General features: G+C 40.1%; 14 protein-coding genes. 10 read left to right on the plus strand and 4 right to left on the minus strand.

Annotated features, from left to right (window positions below; genetic code table 11):
- Positions 1-607: 607 nt before the first annotated feature.
- From ACSR9O_RS06185 to ACSR9O_RS06205, 5 genes are all read left to right on the plus strand, one after another.
- Positions 608-1,888 (plus strand): MFS transporter, encoded by a 1,281-nt coding sequence (locus tag ACSR9O_RS06185; protein ID WP_137018415.1) that lies wholly within the window; start codon positions 608-610, stop codon positions 1,886-1,888.
- Between the two features lie 330 nt (positions 1,889-2,218).
- Positions 2,219-3,007 carry an SDR family NAD(P)-dependent oxidoreductase gene (locus tag ACSR9O_RS06190; RefSeq protein WP_230176433.1) on the plus strand — a complete coding sequence of 263 codons (789 nt, stop codon included), beginning with the start codon at positions 2,219-2,221 and terminating at the stop codon, positions 3,005-3,007.
- A gap of 214 nt (positions 3,008-3,221) precedes the next feature.
- On the plus strand, positions 3,222-4,016 hold the full coding sequence (locus tag ACSR9O_RS06195) for an alpha/beta fold hydrolase (RefSeq protein ID WP_260357466.1): 795 nt from the start codon (positions 3,222-3,224) through the stop codon (positions 4,014-4,016).
- Positions 4,017-4,085: 69 nt separating this feature from the next.
- Positions 4,086-4,334: a ferredoxin gene (locus ACSR9O_RS06200; RefSeq protein WP_101221842.1), complete on the plus strand. Its 249-nt coding sequence runs from the start codon at positions 4,086-4,088 to the stop codon at positions 4,332-4,334.
- Positions 4,335-4,551: 217 nt separating this feature from the next.
- Positions 4,552-5,544, plus strand: coding sequence for an NAD(P)/FAD-dependent oxidoreductase (locus ACSR9O_RS06205; protein ID WP_260357467.1), 993 nt, complete (start codon positions 4,552-4,554; stop codon positions 5,542-5,544).
- A 337-nt stretch (positions 5,545-5,881) separates the two neighbouring features.
- Here ACSR9O_RS06205 and iadA read toward each other — a convergent pair whose 3' ends face one another.
- Complete coding sequence (gene iadA, locus ACSR9O_RS06210) at positions 5,882-7,054, minus strand: beta-aspartyl-peptidase (RefSeq protein ID WP_491724138.1); 1,173 nt, start codon at positions 7,052-7,054, stop codon at positions 5,882-5,884.
- Positions 7,055-7,090: 36 nt separating this feature from the next.
- On the minus strand, positions 7,091-8,512 hold the full coding sequence (locus ACSR9O_RS06215; RefSeq protein WP_491724139.1) for a YfcC family protein: 1,422 nt from the start codon (positions 8,510-8,512) through the stop codon (positions 7,091-7,093).
- Positions 8,513-8,798: 286 nt separating this feature from the next.
- On the opposite strand from ACSR9O_RS06215, the gene ACSR9O_RS06220 reads away from it, so the two are divergent.
- Positions 8,799-10,856, plus strand: coding sequence for a sigma-54 interaction domain-containing protein (locus ACSR9O_RS06220; RefSeq protein ID WP_491724140.1), 2,058 nt, complete (start codon positions 8,799-8,801; stop codon positions 10,854-10,856).
- A 173-nt stretch (positions 10,857-11,029) separates the two neighbouring features.
- On the opposite strand, the gene ACSR9O_RS06225 is transcribed toward ACSR9O_RS06220, so the two are convergent.
- Complete coding sequence (locus tag ACSR9O_RS06225) at positions 11,030-11,953, minus strand: LysR family transcriptional regulator (protein ID WP_491724141.1); 924 nt, start codon at positions 11,951-11,953, stop codon at positions 11,030-11,032.
- Positions 11,954-12,378: 425 nt separating this feature from the next.
- Between ACSR9O_RS06225 and ACSR9O_RS06230 the strand changes: the two genes are divergently transcribed.
- The 4 genes from ACSR9O_RS06230 (at position 12,379) to ggt (ending at position 18,229) form a co-directional block, all read left to right on the plus strand.
- Positions 12,379-13,353, plus strand: a complete 975-nt coding sequence (locus ACSR9O_RS06230) for a TAXI family TRAP transporter solute-binding subunit (RefSeq protein WP_230176425.1) — start codon at positions 12,379-12,381, stop codon at positions 13,351-13,353.
- 84 nt (positions 13,354-13,437) lie between these two features.
- Positions 13,438-13,944 (plus strand): DUF1850 domain-containing protein, encoded by a 507-nt coding sequence (locus ACSR9O_RS06235; protein WP_491724142.1) that lies wholly within the window; start codon positions 13,438-13,440, stop codon positions 13,942-13,944.
- The gene (locus ACSR9O_RS06240) at positions 13,937-15,931 is read left to right on the plus strand and encodes a TRAP transporter permease (RefSeq protein WP_491724143.1); all 1,995 of its coding nucleotides are present in this window, start codon (positions 13,937-13,939) and stop codon (positions 15,929-15,931) included. The genes ACSR9O_RS06235 and ACSR9O_RS06240 overlap by 8 nt, the downstream gene beginning before the upstream one ends.
- Before the next feature lie 222 nt (positions 15,932-16,153).
- A complete protein-coding gene (ggt, locus tag ACSR9O_RS06245; RefSeq protein ID WP_491724144.1) occupies positions 16,154-18,229 on the plus strand; it encodes a gamma-glutamyltransferase in 2,076 nt (691 codons plus the stop codon).
- Positions 18,230-18,373: 144 nt separating this feature from the next.
- Here the strand turns inward: ggt and ACSR9O_RS06250 are convergent, their stop codons facing one another.
- Positions 18,374-19,558 (minus strand): acyl-CoA dehydrogenase family protein, encoded by a 1,185-nt coding sequence (locus ACSR9O_RS06250; RefSeq protein WP_491724145.1) that lies wholly within the window; start codon positions 19,556-19,558, stop codon positions 18,374-18,376.
- Positions 19,559-19,635: the final 77 nt, after the last annotated feature.

A 19,635-nucleotide genomic window follows, 5' to 3' on the forward strand; every position in this document is an offset into this window, starting at 1 on the left:
ATAATAAAAATAGTTAATTTTTATAAATTTATAATGAATCGTTATAAAAGGAAAAACGATAATGAATGAGGTGAATTAGTGAATCATACTTCAATTTTGGGGTTACATATCGCTGAAATTGTGAAATGGCGGACTAAAGCGGCAGCATAAGTTGGGATGTTGGACAGGTATGTAGAAACCGCCATACTGTTCCCGGTTAAAACATTTTATTTGAACGGACACGAGACTTTAGCAGACTTTTAGTTCGCAGCATCTTTTGGACATTATTTAACTAAGGCTCGAGAACTAGCAGAAACGTAATCCGGTTTTAGATATAAGGTTAAGGTATTGTTTCTGGTTGTTTTAATCGAAGAAACGCCTTAATAAGTTTTGAATATAAAACCACTTTTTCTGTTGAAAAAATATTAATCTGAATATTATTGACTATTGCGAAAATTAAATATAACATTATGACATTAAATATCGGTAACATTGTTTTATGTATAAAACATTTGTTGCTGCTATCTTTTGAAAGGGGGAATTGGTGAAGTTGATTGTTTGAAAGACATTTTCTTTATCGAAATCATGAAAGCGCATTCAAAAGATCCTACTAAAAGGGGGAAATAACATGTTACAAGGTCAAAAAAGATGGTTGTACATTGCGATTCCTATTTTTTTCTTCTGGTTTTTCGGACAGATTGATAAAGTAGGTATCTCTGTTATCCAAACCGATCCGGGATTTTTAAGTGATCTTGGTTTAACTGGCCCGGATAAAAATGCGAAAATTGGCTTGATCTCCTTTATATTCATGATTTCATACTCCTGTTCCAACATTTTTTGGGGAGTTATCATCGACAAGTTAGGGGCACGGAAAACAGCAGTTTTAGGTTTACTGGTATGGACAGCGACAATGGTAATGGGCGGGCTGTCCACTTCATACGAAATGTTTTTAATCAGTAGGGTAATCCTCGGAATTGGGGAGGGGATGATGATCCCGATATCGGGAAAATTCATTTCGAATTGGTTTAATAAACGAGAGCTTGGCAGGGCACAGTCATTCTGGATAACTGGAAACTACCTTGGCCCGGCGGTGGGAACCGTTATGCTCATACTAATTATTTCAACGTTTCATTGGCAGGCAGCGTTCTTTGCTCTCGCCGCATTTAACTTGTTTATAAATATTCCAATGTTCCTGTTTTTGGCACGTAATACGCCAGAAGAGCATCCGCGCATGAGTAAAGAAGAAGTCTCCTATATTCGCCAAAAAGACGAAGCGGATGATGTGCAGTCGAAGCAATTCTTTGCAAAGGATTATCGTTATTGGATTGTCTGGTTTGGCAATTTGATGTCGTCCTTTCTTTTCTTTGGAATCAGTATTTGGCTGCCTACATATCTCGTTGAGGCCAAAGGGTTTGAAAGGGAAGCGATGACTGGGATTACTTCATTATCGTGGCTATTCGCGCTTGGATTTGTCCTGGCTGGCGGATTTCTGGCGGACAAAACGAAGCGACCGAGTTTGCTTGCGACGATTCTTTTCATACTAACGGCTGTATTTTTGACAATCGCCGTCATAGCACCAAATCCTATTTTCGCTGGCGTTTCCATGGGGCTCGCAATGGGAACTCAAGGAGGAATGTTTCACCTGACCAATTTCTTCATCATCAAATTTTCAACACCTGAAACAGCTGGCCGCGCAGCCGGTTTAATGGGATTCACGAATATTATGGGTGGGTTTTCAAGCTACATTATGGGGTGGAGCCGCGATTTGTCCGGCGGTGATTTTGGTCCCTCCATTGCCATGCTGATTGTAGCAGCCATTCTTGGGTTTGTGGCGTATTTATTTATGATTAAACAAGAAGTTGCCGAATATCACCTAAGTAATGCGACAGGAAACAAAGTAACACTATAAGCGCTAAAAAGTTAATATGTTTTTTAGTAGGGTTTCTCGGTAAGATGGGCGCTAGAATCTTACTGAGAAACCACAAAAAAAATCATACTTATTGACGAGTGCCGCAGTAGTAAGGGTAACCGCAGAATGTATTCCCGAAGATAGTTTCATTTTTTTTTCATTGACAATAAAGCGATTACATTTTAGAATTATTTATATAAAAAACATTGTTTCGTGTATAAAACATAAAATTATGAAAAAATGTGCTAGCTTGCAAGACGTAAACTTGAAGGAACCGATCTTTGTATAACCGTTCATCACGTTTGAAAGATAATAGAAGGGGTTGAGACAATGGGAATGGCCTTAAAAGATAAAGTCGTATGGATTACAGGGGGAGCTTCTGGAATTGGAGAGGCTGTCACTCGCCGCTTTATACAAGAAGGAGCAAAAGTGAGCATCATCGGCCGCTCTAAAGACACGTTAGCGAAAATGAAGGAAGAATTTGGTGAAAATATCCTTACATATCAGGGAGATATAAGTAAATACGAAGACAATGAGCATGCGGTCCAAGCTACTGTTGAGCAATTCGGAAAGTTGGATGTTTTCGTGGCGAATGCCGGCGTGTTCGATGGATTTGCCAAATTTGCCGATGTGACTCCTGAGGCGCTTTCCGAAGCATATGATTACCTTCTCGATATTAACGTAAAAGGCTCTTTTTTCGGGGCGAAAGCCGCTCTTGAAGAACTGAAAAAAACAAATGGCAATATTATTTTTACCGTGTCCGGTGCAAGTTTTTATCCAGATGGCGGCGGTGTTTGGTATACAGCGAGCAAACACGCCCAAATTGGATTGATGCGCCAGCTTGCGTTCGAACTATCTCCTTCCATCCGGGTAAATGCGGTAGCCCCAGGGGGGACATTGACAGCACTTACTGTAATCCCGCCGCTGCGTCCATTTGTGAATATCGTCGATAATGATACGAAAGCAAGCAGCATAAAAAAACGGAATATCCTTCAACTTGCCCAGATGCCGGAAGATCACGTTGCGGCGTATGTACTGTTAGCTTCCGACGAATCACGCGCAATCACCGGTGAGGTCATTTCCAGCGATGGCGGATTGTCAGTGCGGGGCCTTGGCTAAGCTGGCACAGTTTTTTAATACTGTTTTAGCTAAATTAGGGAACGGAAGTGGAATTTCCTGCTGAACTTCAGGATAGGAAGCACTTTCATAATTGGAACGAAAGCTAGTTCCATGCGAAATATGAATATAGTAAATCATTCGCTTTTTTTAGAAAGATATTTAAAGTACAGGTGTTTTAAGAATCAGAGATTCACCTTAAAAGGGGATTGATATTATGCCATACGTAAAAGTAGAAGATTTAAGCATTCATTATGAAAAAGAAGGTCATGGAGAACCTTTAGTATTATTACACGGCATGAGTAATAATTCACAGTCATGGAAGGAGCAAATCCAGGAATTAAAGGAGCATTATACAGTAATTGCATGGGATGCACCGGGTTATGGGAAAAGTTCAGATCCAGCAAAAGAATTTAAGTATTTTAAAGAGTTTGCACATATTCTGGACGGCATGCTAGATCAGCTAAAGCTGGAAAAAATCCATCTGCTTGGCCATTCAATGGGAGCGGCAATCGCGATAGAGTTCTGTAGCCTGTACCCTAATAAGGTTAATAAACTTATATTGGCCGATTCGACAAGAGGGGCTGCTGCTCTAACCCCAGAGGAGAACGAGACGAAATTGAAAAATCGATTATTTTCAATTGAAAACCTTTCTACTGAGGAGATCGCGGAAAAGAGGATACAAGCATTGCTATCTCCCCATGCTTCAGAAAAAGTCTATAAGCGAGTAAAAGAGATTATGACACAGATAAGACCGGCAGGATATCGTTCGGTGGCAAATTCACTTTATCATCTAAATCAAATGAGTTTGTTATCTCATATAAATGTCCCTGTTCTTGTAATTTGTGGTGAGTTGGATACTGTAACTCCTATAAAGGAGTCGGAAGCAATTCATGAAGAGTTAATGAACTCCCGGCTCGTGATAATTCCAGAAGGCGGGCATTTGTGTTATCAGGAAAATCCTGAAAAGTTTAATTCGAGCATTTTGGCATTTTTGAACGATATTGAGTAGGAAAAGGCTTCTACAAATACCATAGTAAAAAACCAGGGCTTAGATTAGAGAGAGGAATGGATACAAAAAATGGCTAATTATACAATCGTGGATAAAGATACTTGTATTGCTTGCGGAGCTTGCGGTGCTTCAGCTCCGGATATTTATGATTACGATGAAGAGGGTATTGCGTTTGTTATATTGGATAATAATGTTGGGGCAGCGATTATACCTGAAGAACTTGAGGAAGATATGATAGATGCTTCAGAAGGATGTCCAACAGATTCTATAAAAGTGGCTCAATTATCCTTTGATGGTAACCCTAATAAATTTGAATAAAAATTTTAGGTGCGATTGTGACAGATAACAGAATTATAGATTTTTAAACTGTGACATATCCAGATTGTCTTTTAAAGGGTGGATTTTCAACAAATTTTATCCATCATTTTTGGAACAAAGAATTAAGTAAGAATTACTTGTAGTCAGTACATGCCTTACTACCAATAAATCATATTCAGTATGAGCAACCATCCTGGAAGCATAAGGAGTGATTACATTGACAGAAGAAAAAACGGTCTATGACATAACAATTATTGGCGGCGGCCCAGTTGGTTTGTTTACGGCGTTTTATGGAGGAATGAGGCAAGCAAAGGTGAAAATCCTTGAAAGCCTTCCTCAATTGGGAGGACAGCTATCAGCTCTTTATCCCGAAAAATTCATTTATGATATAGCTGGATTTCCAAAAGTAAGGGCCCAGGAATTGATAGAGAATTTAAAAGAACAAATGAAAGTATTCGAACCAACAATTTGTCTTGAAGAAGCAGTTGAACAGGTGGAAAAGCTAGCAGACGGAACATTTAAAATCACTACAAACCTCGATACTCATTTCTCCAAATCAGTGATCATTACTGCTGGAAATGGAGCTTTTCAGCCTCGTAAACTGGAATTGGAAGATTCAACACAGTTCGAAAATAAGAATTTGCATTATTTCGTGAATGATATGAACCGCTTTAAAGGTAGAAAAGTGGCGATACTTGGCGGTGGAGATTCTGCTGTTGATTGGGCCCTTATGTTAGAGCCGATTGCTGAAAAGGTAACATTGATACACAGAAGAGATAAATTCCGTGCCCATGAACATAGTGTGGAAAAATTAGTGAATTCCTCTGTTGAGGTCAAAACACCTTATATTCCCTCCGAACTGGTAGGAGCAGAAAGAATTACGCAAATTGTTTTAGAACAAACTAAGACGCAACAAAAAGAAGTGATTGATATAGATGATTTAATTATTAATTACGGATTTGTCTCTTCCCTTGGTGCGATTAAAGAATGGGGACTAAACATCAGCAAAAATGCAATCGTCGTTAATTCCAAACAAGAAACGAATATTCCAGGCATTTATGCAGCAGGGGATATTTGTACGTATGATGGAAAGGTTAAATTAATTGCATCCGGGTTTGGTGAAGGTCCTACGGCAGTCAATAATGCCAAAGCCTATATTGATCCGAAGGCGAAAGTTCAGCCGTTGCATAGTACTTCCTTATTTGGCTGACCTCTATCTAGCTTCAAGGCTCTCTGAAGAAATGAATTAGTATGTACATAGGCGAGGCTCAAAAATAAAAGGTGATTGATAGGTTTCTCGATTGTCTTGATAAATGGAGATGATACTTAAAGTAGATATATATCGAGGATTTACAGGTTTTGTTGCCTAATGAACTAACAGGTTGATAGTTCAAAAAAGGAGACAGGCTATGATGACTGTAAAAAATAAAAGTCGAATTCCTTCAAAATTAGGAATTCGACTTTTTTAAGTATCGCCCCTTTAGCGATTCTTCACAGTATTATTGCGAGACGTGAAAATTTTTCGATAATTGGTATCCTGTCTAAACTCATTCAAATGTCCCTTTTATCAACGGAATACCCTTATCTACCATAACTTGTCCTTTTGCCATTACAGTGACAATTGCCAAAGTATCCTTTTGCAATAGCACAATATCAGCATCATTGCCGGTTTGGATACTGCCCTTGGTTGATAGTTTCAGCACTTGTGCGGGATTCGTGGTGATGACCTTCAGTGCCGTTTCAAGTGGGATTCCTTCTTCTAAAACAGAATCACGCACTTCGTGATATAGCGAAGATACTTTTCCTACTTGAAGGCCTGCATACTCCCCATGGTTGTTGAAAAACGGAAGACTTGCCTGACCGTCTGAAGAGAAGGTGATTTGTTCTACTGGAATCCCTTCTTCAAGCATTATGCGCAAGGCAATGCTGCACTTTACTTCGCCATCATCCAGAAACTGAGGAATGGTGCTTGTTGTAAAGTCTACGAACCCGCCCCGTTTAGCGTAATTGATTCCCGCCTTGAATAATTCTTCATTTCGGTTGATATGTGTCGGATGGAGCTGCCGAATCGGAATATTGGTTTTATCAGCAATTGCATGTAACAACGAGAGCTCACCATCACCGTCTCCTACATGAACTTCTAATATACCTGCTTTTCCTGACAGAATACCCCCGTTACGTGCGGCTGCGACGATTTTGGTCAATTCCTCAAAAGTGGGTTCTGATGATCTATGGTCGGAGATGGCAATTTCCCCGACACCGATGATTTTGTCAATAAAAATAAGATCATCTTCAATTTTTCCTGTCAATGTTTTTACTGGCACTTGGTAGGAGCCTGTATGAATGAAACAGGAAATACCCTCTTCTTCAAGTGCCCGGGCCTTGGCAAGCAGGCTTTCCATTCTACGCGTAGTTCCGTCCGTACCAAGCAATCCGACAAGCGTTGTAATACCCGAAGTCGTAATGTCCGTAAGCATCAGCTCAGGGGTGCGGGTTTTGAATCCGCCCTCACCGCCTCCGCCAATAATATGAACATGTGAATCTATGAAACCTGGAACAATTAAAAGATTGGTCGCATCAATGATATGAATAGGAGCAAAGTTGTCAGGAATCTCGATTCTGTCATCTATGAATGCAATTTTTTCATCTGTAATCAAAACGTCTTTCCATCCTAAGTAATTGGGTGAGTATATCTCGCCATTTTTGATTAAAGTAAGCAATTCGTTTCTCCTCCTGTAATGAATTAGTGATTTTTATCAAAATGGACCATATCCGATGAAGTGGGCCGTTATGACAGCTATTAATCCAATGAGATATTGAATAAGTACAAGCGGCAGAATCCACCTCGCCCATTTTGTCCAAGGTATGCCTGCGATTGCCAAGCCCGCCATTAAGGTGGTAGCGGTTGGGAAAATCATATTTCCGATTCCGTCCGCAAAAGAGAAAGTCAACACTGCAGTTTGGCGTGTAATATCCAATAAGTCTGCGAGCGGAATCATAATTGGCATGGTCAACATTGCATGACCGGTGCCGGATGCTAGAATAAAATGAATAAGAGTTTGGAAGCTGTACATGCCGGCAACACTTAAATAGGCCGGAATATGCTGGATAGCTTCAGATACTTGATGCAGCATAGGGTCGACGATATGCCCATCATTCAATACAACAAGAATGGCGCGTGATACGCCAATAATCAAAGCACCGCCTAGCAAGGCTGCAGATCCATTGGTAAAGGAGTTGACAATTTGATCCGCTGACAATTTTCCGAAGATTCCAATTGCGATTGTTAAAACAATGAATAAGGCTGTAATTTCTGTAATGTACCATTGGAACTTGATGACTCCAAATGCCAAGACGATATAGTTAATCAAAAAAGAGATTAAGATGAATTTATGTCTTGCAGTTAATTTCGCTCTTGATTGGAGCAGTTTTTTTGCTTCTTCTTTTGTATATTTTCCGTAGATTCCTATAGAAGGATTTTTCTTGACCTTCATAGCGTAACGATAGATATAAAGAACGGAAACAAGGTAGACGATAATAAATAAGATAAGGCGTAACCCTATTCCTGAGAACATCGGCAATTCAGCAATTCCTTGTGCAAGTCCGACAGTGAAGGGATTCATGATGGCAGTCGTGAACCCTGACAATGCCCCTACAATGACGATGGCAGTACCTGTAATTGTATCGAACCCCAGGGCCAACGCCAGCGGAATGATAAGAGGAAGGTAAGCAAGTGTTTCTTCTGCCATTCCCATTAAGGAGCCGCCTACAGCAAAAAACAGCATCACGACAGGAATTAATAGCTTTTCACGTGTCGCCAACTTCCGAGCCATTGTGGCGATGAGCACATCAACCGTCCCTGTAGCTCTTAAAACACCGAAAAACCCTCCAATAATCAATAAGAAAAAGATAATATTGCCGGCTTCAACCATCCCTGTGTGAATAGCTTTTATCATATCGAACAATTCCACCGGTGCAGATTCTATCCATTTGAAAGAATTGGCGTCAACAGTTGTCCGTCCATCTGCTTCAATCCGTGTATATTCCCCGGCAGGCAAAATGTAAGTAAATAGAGTTGCTATTGCGAGAATGCAGAGCAGCAATACAAAAACATTGATTTTTCTCTCTTTTTCTCCCGCTGTTTCAAGCGAAACAGCCTTCTCTTCTACTTGGCTCATAAATGTCTCTCCTTTGTATTTAAAATAAGTACATGGAACTAATACGCTAACAAAATATTGCCAGCCTTCGACTATCAACTGTTTTTCAAGTATTCTGCTGTTTCCCTCCTTTTCAAATCCATAGGCACGTCAACTCAATCACGACAATTCAATATATAAGCAAATTCTGTGCCAATATGAAGTAATTGATTTTTATGAGAACTTATTGGTTGGATTGAAGTTAAAGGTCATTATCGGTTCTTTTTGGTGATATAATAAAACCAATTAAAGACAGGTAGGTGTTTTTATGTCAAAATTCTCACTTACACTTATAGCGGGAAGCTCAAAAACAAAGGAAGCCTTGCAGGAGCAACTGGAACAACTGATTGGAGACTACGTTCATGTCAACAGCCATGCTACCGATGAGGGAATACCTCATTCTCTGGGAGATGGAATTATCTTGTATTCATCAGATGCAGCTTATGATAAGAAAATGGGAATGTATGGCGTAAATGCCCAGAAAATAATTGTGGGAAAGAGAACTGTTAATCATGAATATATTGACAAGCTATTAAGAATACCAGAGGGTTCGACAGTGCTTTTGGTGAATGATGATGACGATGTAACTATAAACCTTATTGAATCCTTATATCAGCTTGGTGTCGATCATGTTCAATTTATCCCTTTCAGGAAGGGAATTTTATTTTATGAGAATGTCCAAATAGCTGTATCACCAGGAGAAACTCATCTGTGCCCCTCTTACATAAAAGAAGTAATCGATATAGGCGTGCGTCTTTTTGATATAACAACAATTCTGGAAGTTGTAGAATGCTGTGGTTTACACAAGGATATATCCTCTAAGATTTCTGAAAGGTATATTAGTAATATAATTGAATTACAACGTAAGCTGTTACATGCAGAGTGGGATGCCAAGCAAATGAGTGATCATATCCAAAATGTGTTGTGTACTGTCGATGACGGAATATTGGTCGTTAACGAGGAAGGTCTGATAACGGTATTCAATAACCAGCTTGCGGCATTGTTCCATGTTGATGCAAAAGATGTGGTTAATCAGTATCTAGAGCATGTAATGGATCGCCGTGATATTATCGATTTCATCATGGAAGGTAATGATGAAAGCAAGTTCTTCAACATAGACGGCGTGGATGTCGTAATTTTCCGGTTGCAAATGATGAAAGAAAATACAATTGTCGCAACCTTCAAAAGCGTACATCAAGCCTTTGAAATAGAAAAGACTGCACAAAGAGAAATGCGCAATCAAGGATTTTATTCAAAATACTGCTTTGACGATATTATCGGCGAGAATGAAGTAATGAAAGAGCGTAAGCAGATTGCCAAGAAGCTTGCCTTGTCGGAGCATCCGATTTTGATTCAGGGAGAGACAGGTACAGGAAAAGAGCTGTTTGCTCATGCGATTCATGAGCATTCATTGCGAAAGAACGGGCCATTTCTAGCGGTTAACTGTAGCGCTTTAACAGAAACTTTACTTGAAAGTGAATTGTTCGGCTACGAGGAAGGGGCATTTACAGGAGCGCAAAGGGGAGGAAAGAAAGGACTGTTTGAAATGGCGGATAAAGGGACGATCTTTTTGGATGAAATTGGTGACATAAGTCTCACCGTTCAATCCCATCTGCTTCGAGTTCTTCAGGAGGGGGAAATCCGCAGAATTGGCGGTAAGAGAATCATTCCCGTTAATGTCAGGGTGATTACCGCGACGAATAAAAACCTTCATGATAAGATGCGGGACGGTTCATTCCGAACAGACTTGTTTTACCGTCTGAATGTGCTCAATCTTTACATACCGTCACTCAAAGAGAGAAGAGCGGATATTCCACTTTTGATAAAGCACCTCATCACAAAAAGCGGGAAGTGGGTAAAAGTAGAGGAAGACGTACTGGAATATTTCATGCAATATGAATGGCCCGGCAACATACGGGAACTTAAAAGTACAATCGATTACATGTTGACGGTTTGTGAGGGGAATGTCGTGACGAAAAGTGACCTTCCGTTCATGCACGGGAATAAGGAAGACAGTGTGACGGCAGATTATCCCGTCTGTGAAAGTGTGTTGGAAAATCAGGAGCGCGCTTTCATCTTGGAAGTAATTAAGCAATACAACGATAAAGGAAAAGCGGCAAGCAGAGAACTGATTTCTAATCAAAGTAAAGAATCGGACTTTGTCTTGTCCCCTCAGCAGATTCGTCGCCGTTTGGATATTTTAGAAATCGAAGGGTTTGTCGTCAAAGGCAGAGGAAGGGCCGGCACTAAGATTACCGCTGAAGGAATAGAGTATTTATATTTTCTTAAGTCAAAGCATGCTATGCATGGGAGTTTGCTAATTTAGTTATATCGCCAATAGGAAGTTTAAAAGGTGAAATCATTCAATATTAAAAGCCCCATTTCTCAGTTTCATAAAAGAGAAATGGGGCTTTTTTTCACCGATAGTATAATTCATTTCACTATAATTGCCCCTTTTTCACTACGAGTCGTTTCGCAGCATTTTTCCAACCAAGAATCTCATATATCGTTAAAACCATCATCATTCTCTAACGTTTTCAAAATATGCTTGGTCAGAATGGATGCATCCGTGCTTTTCCAAACTGCGGATATGGAACTGGATAATTCCGAGTTATCGATGTTCAAGGCTTTAACTTGGCTTTTTCCCAACAAACTTACCATATCTTCCGGCATGAGTGCTACGCCGAGGTTATTGGATATTAGATTGGCGATTGTCAGTAATTCAGAGCCTTTACATAATTCTTTAGGTGAAAATCCAGCAGTCAGGCAAGCTTTTTCCAAAAGGAATTGAAGGGAGTGTGCTTGAACGGCATCATAATGGATAAAAGGTTCGTCTTTTGCTTCGTATAAATGTATCGAATCCTTTTGGGCCAGTGGATGATCAATGGAGACGACTAATTGTAAAGGGAACCTCATGAATTCAATCATGCTTAATCCTTCATTGGCGATGATATTACTGTGAATGGGCGTTCTGATGAAACCAATATGGTAATTTTGTTGGTTTACGAGTTTTACAGCCCTTGAGGATGTCGTTTCATGCACGTAAAATTCTGTATCCGGGTATTCCCCCACTATCTTTTTCAGTAACTTCGGGATATATATACTAGCTGCAGAGGGGACGGTAGCAATCTTCAATTTAGGCTTGGGGATAGCTTTATGTTCAACTATGTAATTTACTGTTTTCTCAATATCTTCAAAGTAAGGAGCAAGTTTTTTATAGATGTACTCTCCTTCTTCCGTCAATGTAATTTTTCTTGTGGTTCGATTCAATAGTTTAAAGCCTAATTGTTTTTCGAGGGATAAAATCTGTTGGCTAAGTCCGGGCTGGGATATATGCAGGGTTTTGGAAGCCTCGCTGAAACTAAGATGGTTAGAAACCTCTATGAAATAGCGGAGGGATAGGAAATTCAAACAATCACCCACTTCAGTTGGATTTTAAAATACAAAGCTAAAATGGCTGGAAAAGAAAGGTTGGACAGTCGATTCCCTCTCAAAAAAAGCTGGATATAACGATTAAAGGCTAGGAAGATCCTTTTATAACATCTGCTTATAAGTTTATAACAATAATATATTTCTAAAATGGAAGAGTCAATATTATCCTTAAATAAAGGAAGAATAGGTAATAAAAGGTAAAATATTACTATTGGATAGCGGATTTTCCTTGTTTTTAATAGGTGTTTTTACACATTTAAGCTTGGTGATTTGATTTCTATAAAACTATTTAATGTATTACTAGTGCTTATGGATGATGTGTCTAATTTTGTAAAAAAAGGGAAAGTGAGGCAGTCGGTAGAATAATAACATTATCATCTTTTGCAGATGATGAAAACACATGAGGGGGGAGTTTTATGAAAAAATTTCATAAGTGCTTTTTATTGGTCATGATTTTGACGGTATCCGGTATTATCAGTGCCTGCGGAGACAGCAAAACAGGTGTCTCGGGCAGCGGAAACCAAAATTTGAGTTTGTTGACTGGTGGTACGGGAGGTACATACTATCCGCTCGGAGGTCAAATTGGAAAAATCATTTCCGATAAAACAAAAGCGAACATAACACCTCAGACATCTGGCGCCTCCGCCGAAAACATGGAAACGTTAAGGGCTGGAGAGGCTGAAATCGCTTTTTCACAAACGGATATCGCCGCATATGCACTTGAAGGAACAGAAATGTTCGACGGGAAACCCATTGATAATATAATGGCGATCAGCTCTCTATATCCTGAAACTGTTCAAATTGTAACGACTGCAAAAAGCGGAATTAAATCAATCGAGGATTTAAAGGGTAAAAAGGTATCAGTAGGTGCTCCGGGTTCCGGTGCATACATCAATGCCATGCAGATCCTGGAGATTCATGGTTTGTCTGAGAAAGATATTAAAGGACAAAACCTGTCCTTCGATGAGTCGGCCGAAGGAATTCAAGCAGGAAATATTGACGCAGCTTTCATTACTGCCGGAACACCAACAGGTGCAGTTGAGGCGCTGTCCGTACAAAATGATATCATGATCCTGCCTATTGCAGAGGACAAAATTCAAGCATTGGTTAAAAAGTATCCATACTATGCTGAAGATACAATTCCAAGCGGTACTTACAAAATCAAATCCGAGGTAAAAACAGTTGCAGTTAAAGCGATGTTAGTGGTTACAAAGGATCTAGATGAAGATTTAGTTTATGAAATGACTAAAGCTGTTTATGACAACACAGATCAAATCACACATGCAAAAGGCAAGTTCCTTACAGCAGAAACTGCCCTAGAAGGATTAGGGGAAATGGAAGTGCATCCTGGAGCAGCAAAATACTTTAAAGAAAAAGGTGTTTCCAAGTAATGCATTGGGTCGGTAGCTCGCTTTATGTGGCCTATCGGCTTCGTTTTTTTCTAAATGGGATATCTGGTTTTGAAAGGGGTACCTATGAAATTCAAAAGATTCATGGCATTTGGTATACCTCTGCTCATCGCTTTTTTATTCTTTTTTCCTTACAGGCATGTAATTGCCTTTTCCTTTGAGGACCAAGGGGAATTAATCGCATACTTTCCTTTGAAAAAAGATAAAGAATTCAAGATTGAGTATACACACTCCATCCACCTCACGGATGTTTTGGAATCATATCGTTTATCGGATAAGCAAATCCAACAAACTGAACTTTCTTATCATGATTTTGCAGTCGGTATGCCTTCTAATGCGGAGGGGGAGGAAGTCTTTGAAGAAAAAGACGGTACCTATTTCATAAAAAATATGAAACGCAATTTCACCCATATCGATTTACGGGTAGGACAAGTTAAAGCTAACCATCGTTTAATATATGATGAAAAAACATACACATTGGCAGACTTCATTAAACCAGGGACATGGGTCAGGATTTCATCGGAAAGAATTTCATTGTGGGAACAGTTGAAGGGAGTGAAGATTAGTGGCTGATAATGAAAAAATCAAATATTTAACCGAAGCGGAACAGCAGGAGTTGTTGGAAAAATATGATCCGGAAGCCGGGACTAGGAAATTAACTGGTGTCTTGGGCCACATTGCGTTTTTTGGACTCCTGGCTTTTTCGCTATTCCAATTATATACTGCCATTTTTGGTGTTTTTACAGCACAAATCCAACGGACGATACATTTAGGGTTTGCACTCTCCTTAGTGTTTTTACTATTTCCCGCAAACCGGAAGAAGCGTGAAAATGGAAAGTTTCAAATTGCCTGGTACGATATCATATTAGCGATTCTTAGTATCGGGGTAGGTGCATATTGGCCCTTATTTTTCGAAGATATCGTCATGAATGTTGGACGTTTGGGCGCATTGGATTTTGCCGTTGGTTTAATGGCCATTCTCCTGGTTTTGGAGGCAACCAGGCGTGCAGTGGGGCTTCCCATTATGGTCATTGCTTTGATATTCATTTTCTATGGAATTTTTGGACAATATATGCCAGGATTCCTCGCGCATCGCGGTTTGACTCTGGAACGGATGGTGCAAACGATGTTCTTCTCGACAGAGGGCATTTTAGGCACTCCGTTAGCGGTGTCATCGACATTCATCTTCCTATTTTTACTGTTTGGATCCTTTCTAGTCCGAACAGGTGTCGGTCAATACTTCAATGATCTTTCAACCGCCATTGCCGGCAGAAGGATAGGGGGACCTGCAAAGGTTGCGATTTTTTCCAGTGCTCTTCAAGGGACGATTAGCGGAAGTTCCGTAGCTAATGTTGTCACTTCGGGAGCATTCACGATACCGATGATGAAAAATCTTGGATATAAGAAGGAATTCGCTGGGGCAGTGGAGGCAGCCGCTTCGACAGGCGGTCAATTGATGCCTCCGGTAATGGGGGCAGCGGCATTCTTAATGGTTGAGTTCATTGGGAATGGGATAACGTATTGGGATATAGCAAAGGCGGCTGCGATTCCAGCTATCCTTTACTTTTCAGGAATTTGGATCATGACCCATTTTGAAGCGAAACGACTTGGGCTGCGTGGGTTAACGAAAGAAGAGATGCCAAGTAAAAAGGAAGTGTTCGGCAAATTTTATTTACTAATACCGATCCTTGCCATTATTTTATTGCTCATGCTGAATATCACGGTTACACATGCAGCCCTGTATTCCATTGCTATCTCGGTTCTTGTAGGTTTCATAAACAAGGATGTCCGCATGAAATTCATCGATATCATTTATGCATTGGTGGATGGAGCCCGAACGGCACTTGCGGTTGCAGCTGCAACCGCAGCAGCAGGCATTATTGTAGGAATCGTTACGAAAACCGGATTAGGGCTGAAGCTGGCTAATGGTTTGATCGATTTGTCTGGTGGATATTTGATTCCAACACTGATGCTAACTATGGTAGCGGCACTTATATTAGGAATGGGTTCACCTACGACCGCCAATTATGTCATCACATCGACGATTGCAGCACCTGCGATCATTTTGCTTGGTGTTCCTGATTTATCTGCACATTTATTCGTTTTCTATTTTGGCATTATAGCAGATATTACTCCTCCAGTTGCTTTAGCGGCATTTGCAGCGGCAGGGGTGGCAGGCGGTGAACCGATAAAAACGGGAATTGAGTCATCAAAACTTGCTATCGCTGCATTTATCATTCCATATATTTTTGTTCTTTCCCCACAAATGCTGATGATCGATACAACTTGGATGGAGGTTGCCTGGGTTGTACTTACAGCAATGTCAGGCATGATTGCAATTGGGGCGGGTGTTATAGGTTACTGGATGAGGGGGATGCACTGGTTAGAAAGAGTCCTCGCTATAATCGTTGGTTTACTATTAATCTATCCTGAAACGATATCGGACATCATTGGGGTATCCGCTTTTATCGTATTACTGGCTTTACAATACCTTTGGAAAAGTGACAATCACGACAGCACCAAAATCTTGGAAAATAACCAAAGCATAGAGAAAAATTGAGTCTAAGAACATCGATCCTAAAAGTAAATGATAGAGCTGAACCATTCGGGGGGGTGATTTTTTGAAGTGAAACATCATTGAGAACACAACGCCCAATCGGAATGTGCAGACTGCTTTTCTATCGAGAACCACCAGCATATTCCTACTAGGTTCATCAGCTCGTATTTTCAGTTGCATTATGGTAAGACCCTAAATGGTTTTAATTTGAAAGGAGACTAATTCATGAAATTTTTAAAAAGTTTTATTTTAGTTACTTTCAGTTTCTTTTGCATGATCACACCAGCTTTTGCAAGTGTCCCTGGAGTGGATACTTCAATGAAAAAAGGAGCAACAAAAGGAATCGTATCAGTTTCCCACCCTTTAGCGGCTGAAGCGGGCATAAAGATATTAAAACAAGGTGGAAATGCAGTCGATGCAGCAGCAGCCATTCAATTATCGTTAAATGTAGTTGAACCGATGATGTCTGGAATCGGCGGCGGTGGTTTTATCATGATTTATAATAAGAAAGAAAATAAAATTACGATGATCGATAGCCGCGAAATGGCACCGCAAAATGTTACGCCAGAACTATTTTTAGATGAAAAGGGAAAACCCGTACCTTTTAGTAAACGGCACACAAGCGGTAAAGCTGTTGGTGTTCCTGGAACCCTTAAGGGGATGGAAGCCGCCCTGGAAAAATATGGAACATTGAAATTATCACAAGTTATGGACCCGGCCATTAAACAAGCTGAAAAAGGCGTTAAGGTCAATTGGATAACAGCGCAATATATCGATGAAAATGTAAAAAAATTAGAAAATAACGAAGAAGCTGCAAAAGTATTTGTGCCTAACGGAAAGCCATTGGAAGAGGGGGACACCCTCGTTCAGCCTAATCTGGCAAAGACTCTTAAGTTAATAAAAAAACAAGGTTCAAATGTTTTTTATAAAGGTGAAATCGGGGAAGCCCTCACCAAAGAAGTTCAAAGACGTGAAGGGACGATGACAACTGAAGATTTGGAAAACTATGTGGTGAAAGAGAGGGAGCCAATTAAATCGGAATATAGGGGATTTGAAGTGGTCGGGGCGGCTTCGCCAAGTTCAGGCAGCTTGACTGTCCAACAGATTCTTGAGCTTATGGAAGGATACGATGTGCAAAAGATGGGGTCGAACTCTCCTGAGTATCTACATCATCTAACCGAAGCCATGCATCTGGCTTTTGCCGATCGAGCTGCCTATATGGCAGATGAAGATTTTTATGATGTACCCACTAAAGGACTATTAGATGAAGAATATATAAAAGAAAGAAGAAAGCTCATCAATCCAAATAAATCAACAGCCGATGTCAAAGAAGGCGATCCATGGAAGTACGAAGGCCAAGAACCGGTTTCAATGGAGAAGGTAAAAGAAGAGAAAACACCGATCGGACAAACGACTCACTTTTCTGTAATGGATAAGTGGGGAAATATGGTTTCTTATACGACTACGATCGAGCAAGTATTCGGTTCAGGTATCATGGTACCTGATTATGGATTCATGCTTAATAATGAAATGACGGATTTTGATGCCACACCGGGTGGCGTTAACCAGGTGGAACCAGGAAAAAGACCAAGAAGCAGTATGTCACCGACCTTCATATTAAAAGATGGCAACCCTTTCATGGCCATTGGGTCACCAGGTGGAGCCACGATTATAGCATCGGTATCTGAAACGATCATGAATGTGATCGATCATCAAATGACAATTCAAGATGCGATACTTACGCCGCGTGTTTACTCTGCTGGCTATCCGACAGTTAGATGGGAACCGGGAATCGATCAAAATACTAGGTTAGAGTTAATGGCAAAAGGGCATGTTTATGAAGAAAAACCGCAGCATATCGGAAATGTGCAAGCTGTTATTTATGATTATGAAAGGGGAAGAATGTATGGGGGGGCCGACAATACAAGAGAAGGAACAGTTCTCGGTGTGGATGGGGTTTCCTATAAATCGAAACAGCCAAGAGAAATGAAAGAAGAAAAAAAGGGGCCGTTTACCTTAAAAGTGAATGGAGCCGTTTATCCTTACACAGCAAAACAAATGAAACTGATTGATGGAAAACCATATATCCAATCAGACAAATTGCTTCTAGGTTTGGGTGCAATTGAAACAGTGGATTTAGAAATATTTAAACCAGATAAAAAATCCTACTTACCGGTGCTAAAAGTCGCAAAATCATTAGGATATAAAGCAAAATGGACCGAAAAAGACAAAGTTGCACTATTGGAAAAAGATCCGGCGGATATTGAAGATTCAGACGATGATGGTAGTGTCACCAATTAATTTCTTTTCTTGAGGGAGCCCAGCCTGCTCCAAGAATAAAATCGAATTCTGTATGACTCAAAAAATTGAAAACCCCTGGATTCTCTATGAAAAGAGAATTCAGGGGTTATTTATAGTTCATAGCGTTTCTTTTATCAAATCTGATCATTTCAAAAGTGGATGGCCGCTTAAATTGGATTTTGTCTGTTCAATTGCCAATTTTGCTAAATTCTTTATCGTTACATCGTCCATCGGAGGATTGTGTAAACCAGCTCTTACATCCCTATAGTGCCTTTGTAGAGGATTATTGCGTTGAAGGCTTTTTGCACCGACTATTCGCATGGCTTTATCGACAATTGTAATGGCTGCGTTTGTAACAATATGTTTTGCAGCCCCCAGCTCATTTGTGAAATGAATTCTTCGTGATTCATCATCATAAGCCTCGGCAACGCTATATAAGAAATGCCTGGCTTTCATTAATTCCAAATCAATTTCTCCTAACAGTTGTTGGACATTAGCCAGCTGGCTGATAGGTGCATTTATACTGTTTGGAGTATAGTTATTGGCAAAGTGTATGGCGTAATCCCTTGCAGCTTGCGCAATGCCAAGGTAACAGGCTGGAATATGAAGGATCCATGCATTGAATCTGTTTCCACTTGGCATTTCAGGTAACTCAACAAGTTTTGAATCATCCACTTCAACATCTTTAAGGACCAAATCATGACTTCCTGTCCCCCTCATTGAAATTACGTCCCATGTTTCATCTATGTAGAGCCCATCCAAATCTTTATTCAGGAGAAAAAATCCAACCTTTTGCCTTTCCTCGATCCATGCTGAAACTAGGAAATAAGTTAAAACAGGGGACATGGTTGTATAGGTTTTACGTCCGGAAATAACCCAATAATCTCCCTTTTTGACTGCCTTCGTTCCGGGGCGTCCCCCGCGAGTCGGACTCCCAGTTTGCGCTTCACTAACGGAACGGTTCACTAAAGCGCCATTTAGAACTTCCCCAGCAATAAAATCTAAGTTCGTTTTTGTCCAACTTTCCTGTTCAAAAAGATCTCCTATCACTCCAAGGTTCCAACCAATGGATAGCGCAGTCGCTGAATCAAAACTAGCCAATGTTTCTTGAAGGAGAATCATGTCATAAACTTTTAACCCTCCGCCACCATAGGATTTGGGAAGAGTTGAACTTGTATATCCCATACGAATTAAATCTTGTATATGTTCTTTCGGAAAAAAGGCCAATTCATCAATTTGAGCAGAATTATTTTTGAATTTTGATTCTACTTCATATAATTTTTTCAGCCACGCTTTTTGACTCTCCGTCTTAATGAATAGGTTAATCACACGGTTCCCTCCTTCTATTACCTTCTGTTTTTATTTAAATTCCTATTAATCTTATTGGTTTAAATGATAATTAAGGT

This window comes from Peribacillus sp. B65 (assembly GCF_058513295.1).